The sequence below is a fragment of the Methylobacterium sp. AC315 genome, from assembly GCF_979253755.1.
In genome coordinates this window covers 19,442-40,008 of record NZ_CEEDEA010000028.1, presented here as the reverse complement: position 1 = coordinate 40,008, position 20,567 = coordinate 19,442, and the positions used below count along the sequence as shown (strand labels likewise).

Sequence of the window (20,567 nt, the reverse complement as noted above, 5' to 3'; positions counted from 1 at the left end):
CCGGCCCGCCAAGGAGGCCGGAGAACCGCGAGGAGGTGCGCCGTCATGGACCAGTTCGACGCGTTCAAGGCGATGGGCGAGTTCTGGACCCGTGCCGGCGCCGGCTTCTTCGCCCCCGGGGCCGCGCCGGGCTTCTCGTGGCCGACCCCGCCGCAGACCGATCTCTCCAGCCTCGCCACGGCGCAGAGTCATCTCGCCCAGGCCTTGGCTTCGGCGACCGCCCTGTCGCAGACTTTGACCACATCGCTGCAGGGGGGCGCCGGAGCGCCGGACCCGACCGCCGGAGCGGTGCTGGCGCGTATCTTCGATCCACAGGCCTGGCTCGGCGGCTCGGCCGAGTTCGACGCGGCTTTGACGCGGATGTCCGAGGGGCCCCAGCTCGCCGACCTGTGGCAGACCGAGCGGCGCTACGGCGCGCTGTTCACCGCCTGGGCGGCGTTGCGGCGGGCGCAGGCCGAGCACCAGGCCGTGATGCTGGAGGCCTGGACCCGGGCGGCCGGGACCTTCGCCAAGGAGGCCAATGACCGAGCCGAGCGCGGCGAGGGCTTCAGCTCCGCCCGCGAGATGATGACCCGCTGGACCGAGACCGCCAACGCGGTGCTGCTGGATGTCCAGCGCTCCGAGGCGTTCCTGGCCTCGCAGCGGGTGGTGCTGAAGGCATCGACCGACCTGCGGCTCGCCCAACAGGACCTCTCGGCCTTCCTGTCGGATTTCTACGGGCAGCCGACCCGGGCCGAACTGGACGACGTGCACAAGAGCCTGACCGAGCTGCGCCGGGAAGTCCGGGCCCTGCGCCGGGAGCGCCGGGAGGCTGCCCGGGCCCCCAGGGCCAACGGCACCGCCGCGCCGGCAACGGAGGACGCGCATGGCTGACAAGGGCATGGCTGACAAGGGCATGGGTGACGGTGGCATGGCCGGCGAAGGCATGGCCGACAAGGGGGGAGCGGACCGGGCCGCCCCGAAGGCTCCGACTACGCCGCTCCCGCTCAACCCCGCCGAGATGATGGCCGAGGTCGCCGAGCTCGGCCGCCGCATCAGTGCGGGTGCCAAGCTGTTCGCGGACGTGCGCGACGCCGACGTGCAGATCGCCACCACGCCCAAGGACCTGGTCTGGAGCCAGGACAAGGTCTCGCTCTACCGCTACCGGCCGCTTGCCGAGAGCAAGGGCCTGCCGCCGGTGCTGATCGTCTACGGTCTGATCGGCCGCTACACGATGGCCGATCTGCAGGAGGACCGCTCGCTGGTCCGCAACCTGCTCAATCTCGGCCTCGACCTCTACGTGGTCGATTGGGGCAATCCCGGCCGGGCCGACCGCTACGTCACCATCGACGACTACGTCGACGACTATCTGGCCGAATGCGTCGCCTTCATCGGCGAGGCCGCCGGCCGCGAGAGAATCAACCTGCTCGGGATTTGCGAGGGCGGCGTCTTCACCACCTGCTACGCGGCGCTCTACCCGGAGCGCGTCAACGCGATGGTGCTGACGATCACGCCGATCGACTTCCACGCCGACACCCGCGAGTCCCGGGCCGGCCACGGCTTCATCAACGTCTGGACCCGCTCCCTGTCGCCGGAAGACGTGGACCGCCTGATCGACGCGCAAGGCTCGCTGCCCGGGGCGTTCATGGGCTCGGTGTTCTCGATGATGACGCCGATGCGGACCATGACGAAGTACAACCTGGACTTGCTCGACGCCCTCGACGACAAGAAGAAGTTCCTGAACTTCCTGCGCATGGAGAAGTGGATCGCCGACCGGCCGGACCATCCCGGCGAGGCGGCCAAGCAGTGGCTCAAGGATCTCTACCAGGACAACAAGCTGGTCCAGAGCGCCTTCGTGCTCGGCGGCCGCACGGTCGATCTGAAGCGGATCGCCTGCCCGGTGCTGAACGTCTTCGCCCAGGACGACCACATCATCCCGCCGGCGACGTCGCAGGCGCTCAAGGACAAGATCGGCACCGACGACTACACCGAGCTCGGCCTACCCGGCGGCCATGTCGGCGTCTTCGTCGGCGGCAAGGCGCAGAAGTTGCTGGGCTCCGGCATCGCAGATTGGCTGGATGCGCGTGGGTAGGGTGATGCGCCGCGACAGGGGAGCTGCCGGGTGCACGTTCGTGGATGAGAGGCGCGCCGCTTATCCCCCTCCCCCCTCTGCGGGGGAGGGTACCCTGCGCAGCAGGAGGGGAGAGAGGCAGCGCGACAGTAGTGGATGGGGCTTCCGGCGCGACTTCTCTGGATACCGCGCTCCCTTCTCCCGACCTGGCCTGACGGCCGGCCCACCCTCCCCCGCAGTAGGGGGAGGGAAACCGCGCGGATCTCGCGCCATCTTGCGGGTTTGTATCGCCGGTCGATCCAAAGCTCTCCCTCATCCTGAGGTGCGGTCGCGCAGCGGCCGCCTCGAAGGAGCCCTCCAGAAATCGCTGCGATCCCTGGAGGGCTCCTTCGAGGCCCGGCGGTCTGCGGTCGCCGGGGACCTCAGGATGAGGGCGGTGGGTAGGATCGACCGGTCGAATGATCGCCGCGCTTGGCGCGGCGCTCTCAATTCCAGGCTCCGAGGATAACCGCATGGGCAGCCTGAAGAACAAGATCGTCAGCGCCGACGAGGCGCTCGCCATCCTGCAGGACGGCGACATGGTCGCGGTCTCGGGCTTCGTCGGCATCGGTACGCCGGATGAGCTGATCCTGGCTCTGGCCCGGCGGTTCGAGGCCGGCCAGGGCCCGCATGGGCTCGGGCTGATGTTCGCCGCCGCGCCCGGCGACGGCAAGGAGCGCGGCCTCAACCGGCTGGCGATCCCGGGGCTGGTGCGTCGCGTCGTCGGCGGTCACTGGGCGCTTGTGCCCAAGCTGGCGAAGATGGCGATCGACGGTGAGATCGAGGCCTACAACCTGCCGCTCGGGGTGGTCTCGCATCTCTACCGGGAGATCGCCGCGCATACGCCTGGCCACATCACCAAGGTCGGGCTGCGCACCTTCGTGGATCCGCGGCTCGAAGGCGGCAAGCTCAACGCCGTGACCCGCGAGGACCTGGTCAGCGTGGTCGAGCTCGGCGGCGAGTCCTGGCTGCACTACAAGGCCTTTCCGGTGAACATCGCGCTGATCCGCGGCACCACGGCGGATCCGGCCGGCAACATCACCATGGAGCGCGAGGCGCTCACCCTCGACAACCTCGCCGCCGCCATGGCGGCCAAGAACTCGGGCGGCTTCGTCATCGCCCAGGTCGAGCGCCTAGCCGAGGCCGGCTCGCTCGCGCCCCGCGAGGTGCAGGTACCCGGGGTGCTGGTCGATTGCGTGGTGCTGAGCCAGCCGGAGAACCACCGTCAGACCTACGGCACGCCCTACAACCACGCCTTCACGGGCCGCCAGCGCGTGCCGCTCGACCGGATCCCGCCGATCCCGCTCGATGCCCGCAAGGTCATCGCCCGGCGCTGCGCCTTCGAGCTGCCCCCCGGCGGCGTGGTCAATCTCGGCATCGGCATGCCCGAGGGGGTGGCGGCGGTCGCCGCCGAGGAGCGGGTGCTGAAATACCTGACGCTCACCGCCGAGCCCGGAGTGATCGGCGGCTTGCCGCAGGGCGGGCTCGATTTCGGCGCCGCCCTCAACCCGGCGGCGGTGCTGCACCAGAACCAGCAATTCGACTTCTACGACGGCGGCGGCCTCGACCTCGCCTGCCTGGGGCTCGCGCAATGCGACGCCGAGGGCAACGTCAACGTCAGCCGCTTCGGCAAGCGGCTCGCCGGCGCCGGCGGCTTCATCAACATCTCGCAGAACGCCAAGAGCCTGGTGTTCGCCGGCACCTTCACGGCCGACGGGCTGGAGGTGGTCGTCGAGGGCGACTGCATCCGGATCGTCACCGAGGGACGCTCCCGGAAGTTCATCGCCGCCGTGGAGCAGGTGACCTTCTCGGGCGCTTACGCGGCCGAGCGTGGCCAGCCGGTGCTCTACGTGACCGAGCGCTGCGTGTTCCGCCGGACCAAGGCCGGCATGGAGCTGGCCGAGGTCGCCCCGGGAATCGACATCGCGCGGGACATCCTCGGGCAGATGGGGTTCACGCCGATCGTGCAGGACCCGAAACCCATGGATCCGCGGCTGTTCCGCGACGCCGTCATGGGGCTGGAGCCATGGCTCCTCGGACTCTCCCTGTCGGAGCGGATCAGCTACGACCGGGAACGCAACATTCTGTTCTCGAACCTCGAAGGCTTCCAGGTCAGGACTATCGACGACGTCGAACTGGTGCGCCGCGAATACGAGCGCGCCTGCCAGGAAATCGGTCGCAAGGTCCACCTGATCGCCAATTACGATGGATTCGAGATCGACCCGACAGTGAGCGATGCCTATTTCTCGGCGATCGCTTATCTGGAGAACCGGTACTACGAGACTGCTTCGCGCTACACGACGAGCGCGTTCTTGCGATTAAAACTCGGTGCCTCGTTGGCGAGCCGCGATCTGGCTCCGCATGTCTTCGAGACAAAAGCCGAGGCGCAGGCGAGGAATACGGCCCAGAGCGTGCCCCTCAAGCCGCGGACGGATCTGTCTCAGCCGGACAGGCCGCAGCCGCCGAAGGAACCGTTGAATGCCTGAGTCCGACACTTTCACCCTGAAGGACCGGAGCCTCCTGGTCGAATCCTGCCTGATCGGCGGGGAATGGTCGAAGGCCGGGTCCGGAACGATCGACGTCACCAACCCGGCCACCGGCGCGGTGATCGCCCGGGTGCCGAACGCCGGCGCCGACGAGACCCGCCGGGCGATCCAGTCCGCCCACGCGGCCTATCCGGCCTGGCGCGCGAAGACCGCCAACGAGCGCGCCGTGCTGCTGCGCAAGCTCGCCGCCCTGGTCACCGAGAACCAGGAGGATCTGGCGCAGATCCTCACCGCCGAGCAGGGCAAGTCGCTGACCGAATCCCGCGGCGAGGTCGCGATGTCGGCGGCCTACGTGCTGTGGTTCGCCGAGGAGGCGCGGCGCGTCTACGGCGACGTGATCCCCTCCCCCTGGGGTGACCGCAAGATCCTGGTCACCAAGGAGCCGGTGGGCGTGGTCGCGGCCATCACCCCGTGGAACTTCCCGTCCTCGATGATCGCCCGCAAGATCGCCCCGGCGCTGGCCGCCGGCTGCCCGATCGTGATCAAGCCGGCCTCGCAGACCCCGCTCTCGGGCCTCGCCTGGGGTGTGCTGTGCGAGAAGGCCGGCTTCCCGGCCGGGACCGTCAGCATCCTCACTGGCTCGGCCCGGGCCATTGGCGGTGAGATGACCGGCAACCCGCTGGTCAAGAAGATCACGTTCACCGGCTCCACAGAGGTCGGCAAGGTGCTGCTCGAGCAGGCTTCTCACACGGTGAAGAAGGTCTCGATGGAGTTGGGCGGCAACGCGCCGTTCATCGTGTTCGACGACGCCGACCTCGACCGGGCCGTGGCTGGCGCGATGCTCGCCAAGTACCGCAACTCCGGCCAGACCTGCATCTGCACCAACCGCTTCCTGGTGCAGGACGGGATCTACGACGCCTTCGCGGACAAGATGGCCGAGGCCGCCAACCGCCTGAAGGTCGGCAACGGCATCGAGGAGGGCGTCGCCCAGGGGCCGCTGATCGACATGGCCGCGGTGGAGAAGACCGAGGCCCATATCCGCGACGCCGTCGAGAAGGGCGGCCGGGTGGTCGCGGGCGGGCATCGCCACGCGTTGGGCGGCCAGTTCTTCGAGCCGACCGTGATCACCGGCGCGACCCCAGACATGGCGGTGGCCCGGGAGGAGACGTTCGGGCCGCTGGCGCCGCTGTTCCGGTTCCGCGACGAGGCGGAGGCGATCCGCATGGCCAACGACACCGAGTTCGGCTTGGCCTGCTACTTCTACACCCGCGACCTCGGCCGCACCTTCCGGGTCGCCGAGGCGCTGGAATACGGCATGGTCGGGATCAACGAGGGCATCATCACCACCGAGGTGGCGCCCTTCGGCGGCGTGAAGGAATCCGGCCTGGGCCGCGAGGGCTCCTACCAGGGCATCGAGGATTACCTAAACACCAAGTATCTCTGCGTCGGCGGCCTCGGCGCGTGAATTCGTTGGACCGGATGGCACGCGCCGCGCGCCATCCGGTCTCGCGCGCGGGAATCGCTACTCCGCGTCAGGGCGCGGACGCGTAATGCTCCCGCTCGTCGTCGCTGATGGGCCGGATGACCCGGCACGGATTTCCGGCGGCCAGGACCCCGTCCGGCACGTCGCGCGTGACCACGCTGCCGGCGCCGATCACCGTGCGGGACCCGATGGTGACGCCCGGCAGGATCAGGGCGCCACCACCGACCCAGACGTCCGACCCGATGTCGACCGGCTTCCCGAATTCCTGGACCCGGCGCAGGGCCGCGTTGAACGGGTGCAGGGGCGTGAGGATCTGAACGGATGGGCCGAACAGCGTGAAGCTTCCGATCCGCACCCGGCAGACATCGAGGATCACGCAGTTGAAGTTAAAGAACACCCGCTCGCCGAGCTCGATGTTCGAGCCGTAATCGCAGAAGAACGGCGGCTGCATCCAGACCGTATCGCCGCCGGCCGCGAAGATCTGCTGGCACAGGTCCCGGCGGTGATCCGCGTCGGCCTCGCCTGACGCGTTGAGCAACTGGCAGAGATCCCGGGCCCGGATGCGGCCCGCGACCAGTTCGGGATCGAGGGCGTCGTAGAGTTCCCCCGCCAGCATCTTGTCCCGCTCGGTCCGCATCGGCATCCTCCCCGTTCAAGCTCCGCAGCGATGCGGGCTCGGTCCCGGCCAGCCCTTCCGGTCCGGTCCAACGATGCGTACATATGTACGCATCGGACGCGAATGCCAATTCCCGCCCGTCCGGGAATCTTGCCAACGAATCTCGCCCAGAAATTTCGTCCAGGGATCTCGTCTGGAAATCGCGTGCAGGAGCCCCGCGTGCCCTCGTCCCAGCGCCGTTACGACCCGGACCGCCGCGCCCGCATCGTGCAGGCGACCCTCGACGTCATCGCCGAGCACGGCGTCGCCGGGACGACGCATCGCCGGGTCGCGGCGGCGGCCGACGTGCCGCTCGGCTCGATGACCTACCACTTCACCGGCCTGGTCGAACTGTTGACCGAGGCGTTCACCCTTCTGGCCGACACGGTCTCGGCGCGCTTCACCGAGCGGCTGGCCGAGGCCGCGGATCGCCATGAGGCCTGCGAGGCCGTGGTCGACCTCATCGTGGACGACAGCTGGGCGAGCCCGCGGACCATGCTGCTGAGCTACGAGCTTTACGCCTTCGCCGCCCGCAACCCGCCGCTGCGCCGCGTCATGCAGGATTGGATGGAGAAGAGCCGTGCGGCACTCCGGCAACATTTCTCGGCCGACGTGGCCAAGGCCCTGGATGCCTTGATCGAGGGCTTGTCGATTCACCGCTCGGTGGATCCGGAGCCGATGGATCGCGCCGATGTCCGCGCTCTGGTCGAACGCGTCGCCTCCTGAGGACGATGCGCCCGGCCCGGCGCCATCGCGTTACGTCCGGGTGCCTGTCGCGGCTTTTACGCGGCGCGCATCCCCGGCGGCTCCCTGCCGCAAAGCCGGCTTCGACGGCGGAATGCGCGGTGTCAGGCCGGTTGCGTGTTGTGAATCTGGTCGAAATCCAGTGATGCCGTGTCGATCACGATCTGTGTCCGGCTGATCACTTCGAGCTTGCGCAGGATCTCCGAGACATGGGCCTTCACGGTGGAATCGCCGACGTGAAGCTCATGGGCGATCTGCTTGTTCAACTTGCCCTGGCGGATCATCATCAGCACCCGCAATTGCTGCGGCGTGAGCCGGGCCACACGCTCGGCCAGGGGGGCCTTCTTGGCATGCGGCGACGGCGCGCTCGCCTCTGCGAAGCCGGGGGGCAGGAACAATGCGCCGCTCATCACCTCGGTGATCGCCCGGGTCAGGGTGCTCTTGTCCATCGCCTTGGGCACGAAGCCGGCGGCTCCGTGCTGCAGGGCCTCGCGGACGATGCGCGGGTCCTCGTGGCCCGACACGATCAGGATCGGGATGCGCGGGAAGCGGGCCCGGACCGTGATCAGGCCGTCGAAGCCGGTGACCCCCCGCATGGACAGGTCGAGGAGCGTCAGGTCGATGCCGCGGTTCTCGGCCAGCACCGCGCAGGCGGCCTCGATCCCGTCGGCCTCGTGCAGGACGGCATCCGGATGGGCGAGGCGGATCGTGGCCGCCAGGGCGTCACGGAACAGCGGATGGTCGTCGACGATCAGGAGTTGCACGGTCGAAGCGGTTCCTCGCTCGAGATCCGCATGCGGGACCCTTGGGACATCGGAAACCTGATCGATGCGGCGCCGGGGCGCAAGCGGCCGAGGAGGAGGCCGCTCACCGCCGCCGATCCGGGCGGCGCGGCGCGGTTTCACCGGTAAGGCCTGGTCAGGGCGACCCGATCGATCTCGGCGCTGGTCTGTGCGCGACGGGGCCGGGATGAACGCAATCTGGCTGCCGAGCTCAGCCGGTCGGGCGGATCCGGGAACCGGTCCGCCAAGCTGCGCGGCGCGCCGGCACTCGGCGCGCCGTCGACCTTCATGTGCGCAATCTCACGCCCGCGGAACGCGGCTCGCTTGACCCTTTACATGATCATCGTCATGTTTGTGATACATGATGATGATCATGTAAAGGTTAAGGATCGAGCCCATGTCCAGCAAGCCTGCCATCCTGATCACCGGTGCCTCGTCGGGCATCGGTGCGGTCTATGCCGACCGCTTCGCCCATCGCGGCCACGATCTCGTTCTGGTCGCCCGGGACGCCGACCGCCTGGGGGCGCTGGCCGAGCGCCTGCGCCGGGAGGCCGGCGTCGCGGTCGACATCCTCCCGGCTGACCTGACCCGTCCGGCCGACCTCGCCGCCGTCGAGACCCGCCTGCGCACGGATGCCCGGATCGGCGTGCTGGTGAACAATGCCGGCGCGGCGCTCACCGGCAGCTTCGTCGGCCAGGATCCCGAGCAAGTCGCGGCGCTGATCGCCCTCAATACAACCGCTCCGGCACGCCTCGCCGCTGCGGTCGCCCCGCGCTTCGCCGAGGCCGGTGAAGGCGCCATCATCAATATCGGTTCGGTGGTCGGCTTCGTCCTGGAATTCGGAATGGCGGTCTACGGCGCCACCAAGGCCTTCGTGCAGTATCTCAGCGCAGCGCTCCACGCCGAGCTCGGGCCGAAGGGCGTCTACGTCCAGGCGGTCCTGCCGGCGGCGACCCGCACCGAGATCTGGGAGCGCGCCGGACTCGACGTGAACAGCCTACCGGCCGTGATGGAGACGGGCGCCCTGGTGGACGCCGCCCTGGTCGGCTTCGACCTCCGTGAGCCGGTGACGATCCCGCCCCTGCCCGACGCCGCGCAGTGGGACGCGTATGATCGGGCGCGGACCGCGATGATCCCGAATCTCGGCCAGGTCCAACCCGCGGAGCGCTACCGGGCCGCGGGCTGACATCCGGGGCGAATCGCCAGGACGTACCAGGGAACGCCCTGGCGCGGCGCATGCGTGCCCGTCCGTCGGTGCTATGACCACCCGGTGCCGACGGGAGAACGGGCGTGACGCAGGGGACCGAGCCGTATTGTCCGACGCAGACGTGGGAGACCCTAAGGCCCGAGGCCGCCGGGCTCGATGCCGCGGCCCTGGCCGAGGCGATCGCCTATGCCGAGGCGAACGAGAGCCCTTGGCCGCGCAGCCTCTACTACCCGGACGGACGCTATGTCGGCCTGGTCGAGTGGAACGAGCGCGGGTCCTGGAGCGACATCGGCGGGCCGGTGCGACCGCGGGGCGGCCCGGCCGGCGTGATCCTGAAGGGCGGCCGACGCGTGGCCGCCTGGGGCGATACACGGCGACCCGACATGACCTTCTCTATCGCGAAGAGTTATCTGGCCGTCCTGGCCGGGCTCGCGCACGATGACGGGCTGATCCCGGACGTGGATGCGCCTGTTCGGGACAGCGTCCCGGATCCTCTCCTCGAGGGTCCGCGGAACGGCGCGATCACCTGGCGGCACCTGCTGCAGCAATCGAGCGAGTGGCAGGGCACGCTGTTCGGCAAGTCCGACCAGGTCGATCATTTCCGCCAGATCGGTCCCGGGGCGGACAACAGCCGCAAGGGCGAGCGTCGCGCGCTCCAGGCCCCGGGCAGCCATTACGAATACAACGACGTGCGGGTCAACCTGCTGGCGTATTGCCTGATGCGCCGCTTCGGCCGCGCGTTGCCGGAGGTGCTGCGCACGCGGATCTTCGAGCCGATCGGAGCGTCCCACGATTGGGCGTGGCACGGCTACGACAACGCCTGGGTCGAGATCGATGGGGCCCGGATCCAGTCGGTGCCCGGTGGCGGCCATTGGGGTGGTGGCCTGTTCATCGGCGCGGACGACCATGCGCGCTTCGGGCTCCTGATCGCCCACGGCGGCGTCTGGGCCGGACGCCGGCTCCTGTCGGAGCGGTGGATCCGCGCGATGCTGACCCCGTCGCCGACGCTCGCGAATTACGGCTACCTGTGGTGGCTGAACCGCGGTCCGACCGCCAAGCCCGAACTGCCGGAGTCCGCGTTCAGTGCGCTCGGGGCCGGCAACAACGTGATCTGGGTCGATCCGGACCACGACCACGTCGCCGTCCTGCGCTGGATCGACAAGGCGGCCCTCGATGGATTCCTGCGGCGGCTGGTCGGTGCGGTGCGCAGCTAAGGCGTCGCCGGCTGGCGCTGTCGATCGATGGTGCCCTCGGCCCGGACGAAATCCTGGAAGGCCCGGAGCACCGGCCGCATCAGACGGCGGTTCGGATAGTAGAGGAAGAAGCCCGGAAAGCGCGGGCACCAATCCGCGAGCACGCGGACCAGCCGGCCGGAGGCGAGGTCGTCCGTCACCTGCGCCTCGAACACGTAGGCGAGCCCGGCGCCCATCCGCGCTGCCTCCGCGATCAGCCCCATGTCGTCCAGGATCAGGCTTCCGGAGACCGAGACGGTCACGGCCGCGCCGTCCTTCTCGAGATCCCAGCGGAACAGGGCGCCGCCGGCGAACATGCAGCAGCGTCGACTCGGTTCCGAACTCTCCGTCTCAGCCCTCGGCCTGGGCTGCATGGGCATGAGCTTCGGCTATGGCGGCCAGCCGGAGGCGGAGGCCGTCGTCACGCTGCGCCGGGCGGTCGATCTCGGCGTCAGCTTCTTCGATACCGCCGAGATGTACGGGCCGTTCGAGAACGAGACGCTGGTCGGGAAGGCCCTGGCGCCGGTGCGTGACCAGGTGGTCATCGCCACCAAGTTCGGCTTCAAGATCGCCGAGACCGGAGAGGGCCGGGACCGGATCGTCGGCCTCGACAGCCGGCCCGAGCATGTCCGCGCGGTCTGCGACGCCTCGCTGCAGCGCCTCGGCGTCGAGGTGATCGACCTATTCTACCAGCACCGGGTCGATCCCGCGGTGCCGATCGAGGACACCGTCGGCGCGATGGCCGATCTCGTGCGCGCCGGGAAGGTGCGCGCGCTGGGCCTGTCCGAGGCCGGCGCGGCCACGATCCGGCGCGCCCACGCGGTCCATCCGATTGCCGCTTTGCAGAGCGAGTATTCCCTGTGGTGCCGTGAGCCGGAGGCCGCGGTGCTGCCGACTTGCGCCGAACTCGGTATCGGCTTCGTGCCCTACAGCCCGCTGGGTCGTGGGCTCCTGACCGGCGCCATTCGGGCCCTCGATGGCCTCGGAGCCGACGATTTCCGCCGCACCCTGCCGCGCTTCGAGGCCGAGAACCTGGCGGCCAACCAGGCTCTGCTCGATGCGCTGGCCGCCATGGCGGCCGACAAGGGCGTCACGCCCGCTCAGCTCGCCCTGGCCTGGGTGCTCCACCGGGGCGGCGGCATCGTGCCGATCCCGGGTGCCCGCAAGATCCGGCACCTCGAAGAGAACGCCGCCGCCGCGGAGATCACGCTGAGCGTGGACGACCTCAGCGCGATCGACGCGGCGATGCCGCCGGAGGCAGTCAGCGGCCGCCGCTACACCGACGCCGCGCTGGCGCTTGTGGAGGGGTGATCGCGGCCCGGGAGAAGACGCCTCAGGCCGCCATCGCCGAGACCGTCTCGGCGATGGCGCGCGCCCGGGGGACGAGGCTCGCCACCTCCAGATATTCCTCGGGCGAGTGCGCCTTGCCGCCGACCGGCCCGACCGCGCACAGCGTCGGGCACCCGACGCTCGCGGTGAAGCCGGAATCGGCGCAGCCGCCGGCGAACTCGCCCTCGATCCGGACTCCATGCTGCGCGCTGACCTGCGCGTAGGTCTCGAACAGCGCGCGCGAGGCCTCGTCCTGCACCAGGGGCAGGAACTCGCCCTTGATGGTCAGCTGCGCCCGGGTATCCGGCACGGTCGCACCGTCCACTATCGCGGCGATCCGGCCCATGGCCGCGTCCCGGTCCGCCGGGGTGACGTAGCGCAGGTCGATCTCGCAGGTCGCCCGGGGCGCCACGGTGTTTACCGACTGGCCGCCCGAGACCAGCCCGACATTCACCGTGATGCCACGGTCGAGATCGGTGATCGCGTGGAGCGCGGTAATCTTGTGGGCGAGCTCGCCGATGGCGCTGCGCCCGTCGGCGTAGTTGCCGCCGGAATGGGCAGCCTTGCCGTGGACCTCCATGTGCATGAACACACCGCCCTTGCGGCCGGTGACGACGTTCCCGGACGGTCGGCCAGGCTCGGCGTTGAGCACCGCGCGGGCGCCGCGGGCGGTCTCCTCGATGATCGGCCGGCAGGCCGGCGAGCCGATCTCCTCGTCGCTCGTGAACAGGCCTACCAGCGGCACCGGCGCGCCACCGGCCTGCTGGTAGGCCGCCAGCACGAAGGCGTTCATGACCAGCCCGGCCTTCATGTCGGCGACGCCCGGCCCGTAGGCGCGGCCCTCCGTGATCCGGAACGGCCGGTGGGCGACCTCGCCCTTCGGGAAGACCGTGTCGCGGTGGCCCATCAGCACGACCGGCCGGTTCGCGCCGCCGGATCCGGCGACCTGCGCCTTCAGCGCGTCGCCGTAATCCTCCACCGGGATGGTGGTGACCGAGACGCCGTGCTCGGCCAGGAAGAACGCGATGCGGGCGCCGACCGCGTCGACCCCGGCCTTGTCGTAGGAGCCGGAATCGATGTTCACCAGCTCCTCGAGCAGGGCCAGCATGGCGCCCTCCTGTCCTTCGAGCCAGCGGATCGCGGCGGCGTCTCTCTCGGTCATCGGGGTCCCTGTTGGTCGGTGCGGCTACTCCACGGTGACCGACTTGGCGAGGTTCCGGGGCTGGTCGACGTCTTTCCCCATGAACACCGCGGTGTGGTAGGCCACCAGCTGGATCGGCACCGCGTACACGATCGGTGCCACCGTGGGGTCGAGGTCCGGCATGGTCACGGTGGCCATGGTGTCGAGCCCGTGCTCGGCCGCGCCCTTGGCGTCGCCGATCAGCACGATCCGCCCGCCCCGGGCGGCGACCTCCTGCATGTTCGACACCGTCTTCTCGAACACCGCGTCGTGGGGCGCGATCACGATCACCGGCACGCTCTCGTCGATCAGCGCGATCGGACCGTGCTTCAGCTCGCCCGCCGCGTAGCCCTCGGCGTGGATGTAGCTGATCTCCTTCAGCTTCAGCGCGCCCTCCAGCGCCATCGGGTAGCTGGTGCCGCGGCCGAGATAAAGCACGTCCCGCGCTTTCGCGACGTCCCGGGCCAGGAGCTCGATCTCCGATTCGCGGGTCAGCGCCTCCGCCATCAGGCCCGGCGCCTTGATCAGAGCGTCCACCAGCCGGCGCTCCCCGGCCTCATCCAGCGTGCCCCGCGCCCGGCCGGCCGCGATGGCCAGGCACAGCAGCACGGTGAGCTGGCACGAGAACGCCTTGGTCGAGGCGACGCCGATCTCGGGGCCAGCGAGCGTCGGCATCACCACGGAGGATTCCCGCGCGATGGTCGAGGTCGGCACGTTGACCACGCTGAGCGTGTGCTGGCCCTGGCTCTTGGCGTAGCGCAGCGAGGCCAGGGTGTCGGCGGTCTCGCCCGATTGCGAGATGACGAGCGTCAGCCCGTCCTTCTCGAGCGGCGCCTCGCGGTATCGGGCCTCGGAGGCGACATCGATCTCCACCGGCAGGCGCGCGACCTGCTCGAACCAGTAGCGCGCCACCAGCCCGGCATAGAACGCCGTGCCGCAGGCGGTGATGTAGACGCGGCTGAGCTTGGCGAAGTCGAACGGCAGCGCCTCGGGCAGCATCACCCGGCCGTTGGCCATGTCGACGTAGTGGGCGAGCGTGCGGCCCACCACCTCGGGCTGCTCGTGGATCTCCTTCGCCATGAAGTGGCGGTACTCGCCCTTGTCGATCCGGTAGGCCTGCGTGGCGATCTTCTGGCGCGGGCGCTGGACGCGGGCGCCGGACTGGTCGCGGATCTCGGCGCCGTCCCGAGTCAGGATCGCCCAGTCGCCCTCGTCGAGATAGGTGATGGCGTCGGTGAACGGGGCGAGCGCCAGGGCGTCGGAGCCGAGAAAGGTCTCGCCCTGGCCGAAGCCGACCGCGAGCGGCGCGCCGTGGCGGGCACCGATCAGCAGGTTTTCCTCGCCGGAGAAGATGAAGGCCAGCGCGAAGGCGCCGCGCAGCCGCGGCAGGGCGGCGGCGACCGCGTCGACCGGGCTCATCTGCCGGTCCATGTTGCGGCTGACCAGCTGGGCCACGACCTCGGTGTCGGTCTGGCTCTCGAACACGATGCCGTCGGCCTCCAGCTCGGCCTTCAGCTCGCGGAAATTCTCGATGATGCCGTTATGGACGACGGCGAGGCGCTTGGTGGCGTGCGGGTGGGCGTTGGTCTCGTTGGGCCGGCCGTGGGTCGCCCAGCGGGTGTGGCCGATGCCGATCGTGCCGGTGAGCGGCTCCTGCGCGAGCCGAGCCTCCAGGTTGACCAGCTTGCCCGAGGCGCGGCGGCGCGCCAGCTGCCCGTGCTCCAGGGTGGCGATGCCGGCGGAATCGTAGCCGCGGTATTCGAGCCGCCGCAGGGCCTCGATCACCTGCCCCGCCACCGCGTCGCGCCCGACGATGCCGACGATGCCGCACATAGAAGTGTCTCTCGCTTTGACGCCCGGGTGGCCGCGCGCGGACGCGCCGCGCAAGCTCCGGGCCGTTCGCTCACCGCCGAGCCGAGCGTCACGTGTACCGGATCAGGGCCGCGCAGGGCCAGCCCCGGCCGAATCGATGCTGATGTGCGCGGTCGCCTCGGCGGTTCTTTTATGAGGGCGCGGGTCCGCGCGTGACGATGGCTGCGTTCCGTCCCGACCAGTGACTGGCGAGTACCGAGCCCGACAGGTTGTGCCAGACGGAAAAGACCGCGCCCGGCAGGGCGGCCAGCGGCGAGAAATAGAGCTTGCCCAGCGCCGCCGCGAGGCCGGAATTCTGCATGCCGACTTCCAGGGCCAAGGTTCGGCAGGTGCCCTCATCGAAGCCGAGCAGGCGCCCGCTCCAGTAGCCGCAGACCAGACCGGCTCCGTTGTGCAACACTACCGCCAGCAGCACGAGTGGGCCGACGGCCGCGATGCTCGCCCCGCTGCCGGCCACGACGGCGCCGATGATCAGCAGGATGGCGATCATCGACACGGCGGGCAGAGCCCGCTCGATGCGCCCGACGAGTCGCGGCGCGAGCCGGTTGAGCGCCAGCCCCAGAGCCACCGGCGCGGCCACGATCTCCACGAGGCTGGCCAGGAGCCCCGCCACGTCCACCGGCACGGCGGCGTCGACGTAGAGGCGCACCAGCAGCGGCGTCGCCACGAGACCCACCAGCGTCGACGCCGTGGCGATCGTCACCGACAGCGCGACATCGCCACCGGCGATGTAGACCATCAGGGTGGAACTCGTGCCGCTGGCGACGCTGCCGACCAGCACCATGCCGGTCGTGAGCTCGGTGCCCATGCCGAGGGCGTGGGCGATGGCCCAGGCGGCGGCAGGCATCACGAGGTAGTGGACGACCACCCCGGCCGCGACCGGCGCGGGCCGGGCCAGGATCCGGCCGAAATCCGCGGGCGTCAGCGTCACGCCGAGGGCGAACATGATCACGGCCAGCAAGATTGCGACGTGCGGGAGCACCGGCAGGAACACGTCCGGCGCGAAATAGGCCGTGGCCGCTGCCAGGACGGCGCAGACGGGAAACAAGCGGTTGAGCAGCATCGTGCGGGCCGATGTCCGAGAAGGGCGGCGGCCGTGTTCCAGCTTCGCCGATGTGCGTCAAGCGCAGCCGTCCCGCAGGGTATCGCTGTCGGGTCAAGCTCTCCCTGCCGGGGCGTCGGCGGTTGTCCAGCGCGACCGAATCGAGGGGCGGCTTCCGGGACGGGCGGACCATGGTTCGCGCGACCGGCAAAGGTCGGAGGCTGAACGGCCACCTTAACGTGGTGAACGGACAGGCGGGATCGCCCGCGGGTCGTCATGCCGTGATCGGAGCGTCGCCCCAGCACACATATCCCGACACCCGCCTGCAGGCATGCGCTCAGCATGCCTCCGGTCAATGGTGTGACGTTGTTATGAAAATTGGGACAGGTCTTACTACAATCATCTGGGCCGCTGGCTCTTTGCCTGATCAATTGAGATGCGGCGGATACGGAACGTCCGCTACCTTCGGGGCAGCCAAGGGACGCCGCCCCGAGCCAAAAATGCCGGGCGACCGACATCGGTCGCAATCAACAATCGCACGACTGAGCGGATCGAGAGCCGGCCCCGGATCCGCGGGCGTCAACGCCCCCCGCGCAATGCCTTCTCGGCGAGCAGCGCCGCCCGCTTCAGCTTAGCCCAGCCCGGCTTCACCACCTGTCGGCCACGGGCGATCGCCATGGCGCCGTCGGGCACGGCGTCGGTGATGACCGAGCCGGAGGCCACGTAGGCGCCCTCCCCGACCGTGACCGGGGCCACCAGGGCCGAGTTCGACCCGATGAAGGCGCCGGCGCCGATCGTGGTCCGGTGCTTGAGCACGCCGTCGTAATTGCAGGTGATCGTGCCGGCGCCGATATTGGCCTTCGCGCCAACCTCCGCGTCGCCGAGATAGGTGAGGTGTGCGGCCTTCGCGCCCGGGCCCATCCGAGCGTTCTTGAGCTCGACGAAGTTGCCGAGTTCCGCGCCGGTCTCGAGGACGGCATGGCCACGCAGGCGCACGAACGGCCCGATGCGAACGCTGCCTTCGAGTACGGTGTCGGTGAGGTGCGCGAAGGCCCGCACCGTGCAGCCGTCCCCGACCCGCACGCCGGGCCCGAACACGACGTGCGGCTCCACCACCACGTCGCGTCCGAGGATCGTGTCGTGGCTCAGGAATACCGTCTCGGGGGCGACGAGCGTAGCGCCGCCCAGCATGGCGTTGCGGCGCAGCCGGACCTGGATCGCGGCCTCGGCGACGGCGAGCTGGACCCGGTCGTTGACGCCCTGCGCCTCCGCCTCGTCCACGGGCACGACCGTGACCGAGAGCCCGTCCGCGACGGCGAGCGCCACCGCGTCGGGCAAGTAGTATTCGCCGGCGGCGTTGTCGTTGCCGATGCGCGTGAGCAGCGCCAGCGCGTGCCGACCTCCCAAAGCCATGAGACCGGCATTGCACAGGGTCACGGCCCGCTCGGCCGGGCTCGCATCCTTCTCCTCGCGGATCGCCAGGACCCGGCTGCCGTCGGTGAGCACCCGGCCGTAGCCGGTCGGGGTCGGGCTCTCGAACGCGAGGACGGCAACCGCTGCACCCTCCGCCAGGGGCGCGCGAAGGCGGAGAAAGGTTTCGGCGCTGATCAGCGGGGTGTCGCCGAAGGCGATGACCACGTCGTCGTCGGGGCCTTCGAGCACGGACCGGGCGGCCAGCACCGCGTGGGCGGTGCCCAGCCGCTCGGCCTGCGGGAAGACCTGCGCGCCGGGTGCCTCCCGGGCGATTTCGGCGGCGACGTCGTCGCGGCCGGGCTCGGCCACCACGGCGATCCGGCCGGCGCCCGCCGCCTGCACGGCGGCCAGCACGTGGCCCAGCATGCTGCGCCCGGCGACCCGGTGGAGCACCTTCGGCAGGGCCGAGCGCATCCGCGTGCCCTTCCCGGCCGCGAGCACGATGGCGGTGAGGCTGCGCGGTGGCTGGGCGGTCGGGGTCATCGCGGGTCCGGGCGTCGTGATTCGGCGCGCGACCGATGAGCCGGACGGCGGCGCGGCGCAAGGCCGTCCCGCAGAGTCTCAGCGCAGCGCCAGAGCCCCGTGATGGGCCGAGCCGTGAGCGTAATGCTCGCGGCGGCGCTCGATCGAACTCGGGATCCGCAACGATTCCCGGTACTTGGCTACGGTCCGGCGGGCGATGTCGACACCCTCGCCGCGCAGCTTCTGCACCAGCGCGTCGTCGGAGAGCACGTCGTCCGGCGTCTCGCCGTCGACGAGCTGCTTGATCCGGTGGCGCACGGCTTCCGACGAATGGGCCGCCATGCCGGCCGCGCCCGGGATCGCGGCGGTGAAGAAGTACTTCATCTCCAGGGTGCCGCGGCTCGTCCCGATCGCCTTGTTGGAGGTCACCCGGGACACAGTCGATTCGTGCATGCCGATCGCCTCGGCCACGGTCTTGAGGTTCAGCGGGCGCAGATGCGTGACGCCGTGGACGAAGAACCCGTCCTGCTGGCGCACGATCTCGGTGGCGACCTTCAGGATCGTGCGGGCACGCTGTTCCAGCGACCGGGTGAGCCAGTTGGCGTTCTGCAGCGCCTCGGACAGGAAAGCCTTGTCGCCCTCGGCGGAGGCGCCGCGCACGACCCGGGCATAGTAGCTCTGGTTGACCAGCACCCGCGGCAGCGCCTCGCCGTTGAGCTCGACCAGCCAGGACCCGTCCGGGGCGGCGCGCACGAACACGTCCGGGATCAGCACTTCGACGGCGCTCGATCCGAAGGCCCGTCCGGGCTTTGGATCGAGCCTTCGGATCTCGCCCAGCATCTCGACGAGATCCTCGTCGTCCACGCCGCACAGACGGCGCAGGGCGGTGAAATCGCGCTTGGCCACGAGGTCGAGACGGGAGACCAGGGCCTGCATCGCCGGGTCATACCGGTCGCGCTCGCGCAGCTGGATCGCCAGGCACTCGGCGAGGTCCCGGGCGGCGATGCCGGGCGGGTCGAAGCTCTGGACCTGGGTCAGCACCCGAGCCACCGTGTCGGCGTCCGCGCCGAGGCGCTGGGCCACGCCCTCCACCGTCTCGCGCAGGTATCCGGCCTCGTCGACCGCGTCGATCAGGAAGCCGCCGATTAGCCGCTCCACCGGATCCCGCGTCGCCAGCTCGAGCTGGCCCGCGAGGTGGTCCCGCAGGGAGATCTCGGCCGTCAGGGCCGCCTCGAAATCCGGCGCCTCGGAATCGAAGCTGCCGCCGCTGCTGCCGTAGGGCGGCGGGGTCAGCGAGAGTATGTCGCCCGCGGAGGATTCCTGGACCTGCGTGGGGGCGTCGTCGGGGAAGACGTTGTCGAGCCGCGCGTCGAAATCGGTCTCGATCTCACCGCGGCTCGGATTGAGCTCCGGCGGCTGCCACGAATCGGGATCTGATGCGTCGAACGACTCGCCCGAGGCCTCGCTCGACGGACCGGCCGCTTCAGCGTCACCGGTCGCGGGACCCTCGGCTTCGGCGCGTTCCAGAAGAGGGTTCCGCTCCAGCTCGGTCTCGACATAGGCGGCGAGATCGAGATGCGACAGTTGCAGGAGTTTGATCGCTTGCAGGAGCTGCGGCGTCATCACCAGGGCTTGGCCCTGACGCACTTCCAGCCGTTGCACCAAACTCATAAGAGGCCCCAATGCCCTTTCAGCGTGAACGACCAGCCGGGCGACGCTGCCAGCGGCATGGTTATTGCTTGTCGTGCACGATCACCTTTAAACCGATCTCCCGCGCCCGTCAAAGTACGTGGCAGCTCATGGGTGTTGGCAAATGCCTGATCGGGACCGGCTCGTGGTGCCGGAGCCACATCCGATGGGTCTCCAATCTCGTGATGAAGCTTTAACGAAGCTCTTAGCGAGCGCCGCCGCTCAGGAGCAGGTGCGCGTCATCGGTTCAGGCTACCGCAGAAATGTCAGACCACATAATGCGACTGAATCGAGAATTTATGGAGTAAAAATAGTCAATTGAGCAGGCGCTGTAAGAATTGTATCTGATATTTTTTAGAAAAGATAAAAATTTTAAAGCTAATCATTCCCGGGGTGCGCTGCTTCGTCTGCTCTTCGCGAAGGTTTCGGCTGTCTGAAACGAATCTGCGCGATGTTCCGTCCCGCCTGCGACAGGGGGGAGCCGGTGGATCGGCAAGAACCTGCCCTCAGGGCTGCCGCCTACGCTGGAGAGATGCGCGAGGATGATTGGTGCAGCCACGCCGTTGGTCGGAGGCGTTGCAATCGAAACAGCCCCCGATGCGGACGGTGGGACTCGAACCCGCACGGCCGTGCGGCGCAAGTTTTCAAGAACGGTGCGGTGAACCTCACGAGCAGCGGATGGCGAGCGACTGGAACGGTATGAGCCGCTCTCGGGTTGGTCAAAGCCGCCGCCTCAACCTGGGGATGTGGCCAGGAGCAAGCGTTTGTTCAAAGTACCGGCACTGACAGCTGGGCTGTTCGCAGCCAGCTTGTTTATCGCACCCATGCAAGCTTCAGCGGCT

Annotated in this window: 16 protein-coding genes; 8 read left to right on the top strand and 8 right to left on the bottom strand. The window is 69.3% G+C overall.

The window, feature by feature from the left end; genetic code table 11:
* Positions 1-45 precede the first annotated feature (45 nt).
* The 4 genes from AC0IY0_RS25935 (at position 46) to AC0IY0_RS25920 (ending at position 6,040) form a co-directional block, all read left to right on the top strand.
* Positions 46-873 carry a poly(R)-hydroxyalkanoic acid synthase subunit PhaE gene (locus tag AC0IY0_RS25935; RefSeq protein ID WP_471766127.1) on the top strand — a complete coding sequence of 276 codons (828 nt, stop codon included), beginning with the start codon at positions 46-48 and terminating at the stop codon, positions 871-873.
* Between the two features lie 127 nt (positions 874-1,000).
* Positions 1,001-2,071: a class III poly(R)-hydroxyalkanoic acid synthase subunit PhaC gene (gene phaC / locus AC0IY0_RS25930; RefSeq protein WP_471766131.1), complete on the top strand. Its 1,071-nt coding sequence runs from the start codon at positions 1,001-1,003 to the stop codon at positions 2,069-2,071.
* Positions 2,072-2,562: 491 nt separating this feature from the next.
* Positions 2,563-4,575 (top strand): acyl CoA:acetate/3-ketoacid CoA transferase, encoded by a 2,013-nt coding sequence (locus AC0IY0_RS25925; protein ID WP_471766126.1) that lies wholly within the window; start codon positions 2,563-2,565, stop codon positions 4,573-4,575.
* Complete coding sequence (locus AC0IY0_RS25920; protein ID WP_419830359.1) at positions 4,568-6,040, top strand: NAD-dependent succinate-semialdehyde dehydrogenase; 1,473 nt, start codon at positions 4,568-4,570, stop codon at positions 6,038-6,040. Before AC0IY0_RS25925 ends, AC0IY0_RS25920 begins: the two co-directional genes overlap by 8 nt.
* A gap of 67 nt (positions 6,041-6,107) precedes the next feature.
* Here AC0IY0_RS25920 and AC0IY0_RS25915 read toward each other — a convergent pair whose 3' ends face one another.
* Positions 6,108-6,695 carry a sugar O-acetyltransferase gene (locus AC0IY0_RS25915; protein WP_471766125.1) on the bottom strand — a complete coding sequence of 196 codons (588 nt, stop codon included), beginning with the start codon at positions 6,693-6,695 and terminating at the stop codon, positions 6,108-6,110.
* Between the two features lie 198 nt (positions 6,696-6,893).
* Between AC0IY0_RS25915 and AC0IY0_RS25910 the strand changes: the two genes are divergently transcribed.
* The gene (locus AC0IY0_RS25910) at positions 6,894-7,439 is read left to right on the top strand and encodes a TetR/AcrR family transcriptional regulator (RefSeq protein ID WP_147937808.1); all 546 of its coding nucleotides are present in this window, start codon (positions 6,894-6,896) and stop codon (positions 7,437-7,439) included.
* Positions 7,440-7,561: 122 nt separating this feature from the next.
* Here AC0IY0_RS25910 and AC0IY0_RS25905 read toward each other — a convergent pair whose 3' ends face one another.
* Positions 7,562-8,221 carry a response regulator gene (locus tag AC0IY0_RS25905; protein WP_147908925.1) on the bottom strand — a complete coding sequence of 220 codons (660 nt, stop codon included), beginning with the start codon at positions 8,219-8,221 and terminating at the stop codon, positions 7,562-7,564.
* A 415-nt stretch (positions 8,222-8,636) separates the two neighbouring features.
* Here AC0IY0_RS25905 and AC0IY0_RS25900 point away from each other — a divergent pair, with 415 nt between their 5' ends.
* Positions 8,637-9,425: an SDR family NAD(P)-dependent oxidoreductase gene (locus AC0IY0_RS25900; protein WP_471766124.1), complete on the top strand. Its 789-nt coding sequence runs from the start codon at positions 8,637-8,639 to the stop codon at positions 9,423-9,425.
* Between the two features lie 104 nt (positions 9,426-9,529).
* Positions 9,530-10,660: a serine hydrolase domain-containing protein gene (locus AC0IY0_RS25895; protein WP_471766123.1), complete on the top strand. Its 1,131-nt coding sequence runs from the start codon at positions 9,530-9,532 to the stop codon at positions 10,658-10,660.
* On the opposite strand, the gene AC0IY0_RS25890 is transcribed toward AC0IY0_RS25895, so the two are convergent.
* A complete protein-coding gene (locus AC0IY0_RS25890; protein ID WP_471766122.1) occupies positions 10,657-10,995 on the bottom strand; it encodes a LysR substrate-binding domain-containing protein in 339 nt (112 codons plus the stop codon). The genes AC0IY0_RS25895 and AC0IY0_RS25890 overlap by 4 nt on opposite strands.
* Here AC0IY0_RS25890 and AC0IY0_RS25885 point away from each other — a divergent pair.
* Positions 10,994-11,989, top strand: a complete 996-nt coding sequence (locus AC0IY0_RS25885) for an aldo/keto reductase (protein ID WP_471766121.1) — start codon at positions 10,994-10,996, stop codon at positions 11,987-11,989. The genes AC0IY0_RS25890 and AC0IY0_RS25885 overlap by 2 nt on opposite strands.
* A gap of 22 nt (positions 11,990-12,011) precedes the next feature.
* Here the strand turns inward: AC0IY0_RS25885 and AC0IY0_RS25880 are convergent, their stop codons facing one another.
* From AC0IY0_RS25880 to rpoN, 5 genes are all read right to left on the bottom strand, one after another.
* Complete coding sequence (locus AC0IY0_RS25880; RefSeq protein ID WP_147908928.1) at positions 12,012-13,169, bottom strand: M20 family metallopeptidase; 1,158 nt, start codon at positions 13,167-13,169, stop codon at positions 12,012-12,014.
* A gap of 24 nt (positions 13,170-13,193) precedes the next feature.
* Positions 13,194-15,020: a glutamine--fructose-6-phosphate transaminase (isomerizing) gene (gene glmS, locus AC0IY0_RS25875; RefSeq protein WP_471766120.1), complete on the bottom strand. Its 1,827-nt coding sequence runs from the start codon at positions 15,018-15,020 to the stop codon at positions 13,194-13,196.
* 169 nt (positions 15,021-15,189) lie between these two features.
* On the bottom strand, positions 15,190-16,122 hold the full coding sequence (panS, locus tag AC0IY0_RS25870) for a ketopantoate/pantoate/pantothenate transporter PanS (RefSeq protein WP_419830365.1): 933 nt from the start codon (positions 16,120-16,122) through the stop codon (positions 15,190-15,192).
* A gap of 558 nt (positions 16,123-16,680) precedes the next feature.
* Complete coding sequence (glmU, locus tag AC0IY0_RS25865) at positions 16,681-18,057, bottom strand: bifunctional UDP-N-acetylglucosamine diphosphorylase/glucosamine-1-phosphate N-acetyltransferase GlmU (RefSeq protein WP_471766119.1); 1,377 nt, start codon at positions 18,055-18,057, stop codon at positions 16,681-16,683.
* Between the two features lie 78 nt (positions 18,058-18,135).
* The gene (rpoN, locus tag AC0IY0_RS25860) at positions 18,136-19,707 is read right to left on the bottom strand and encodes an RNA polymerase factor sigma-54 (protein ID WP_471766118.1); all 1,572 of its coding nucleotides are present in this window, start codon (positions 19,705-19,707) and stop codon (positions 18,136-18,138) included.
* Positions 19,708-20,567: the final 860 nt, after the last annotated feature.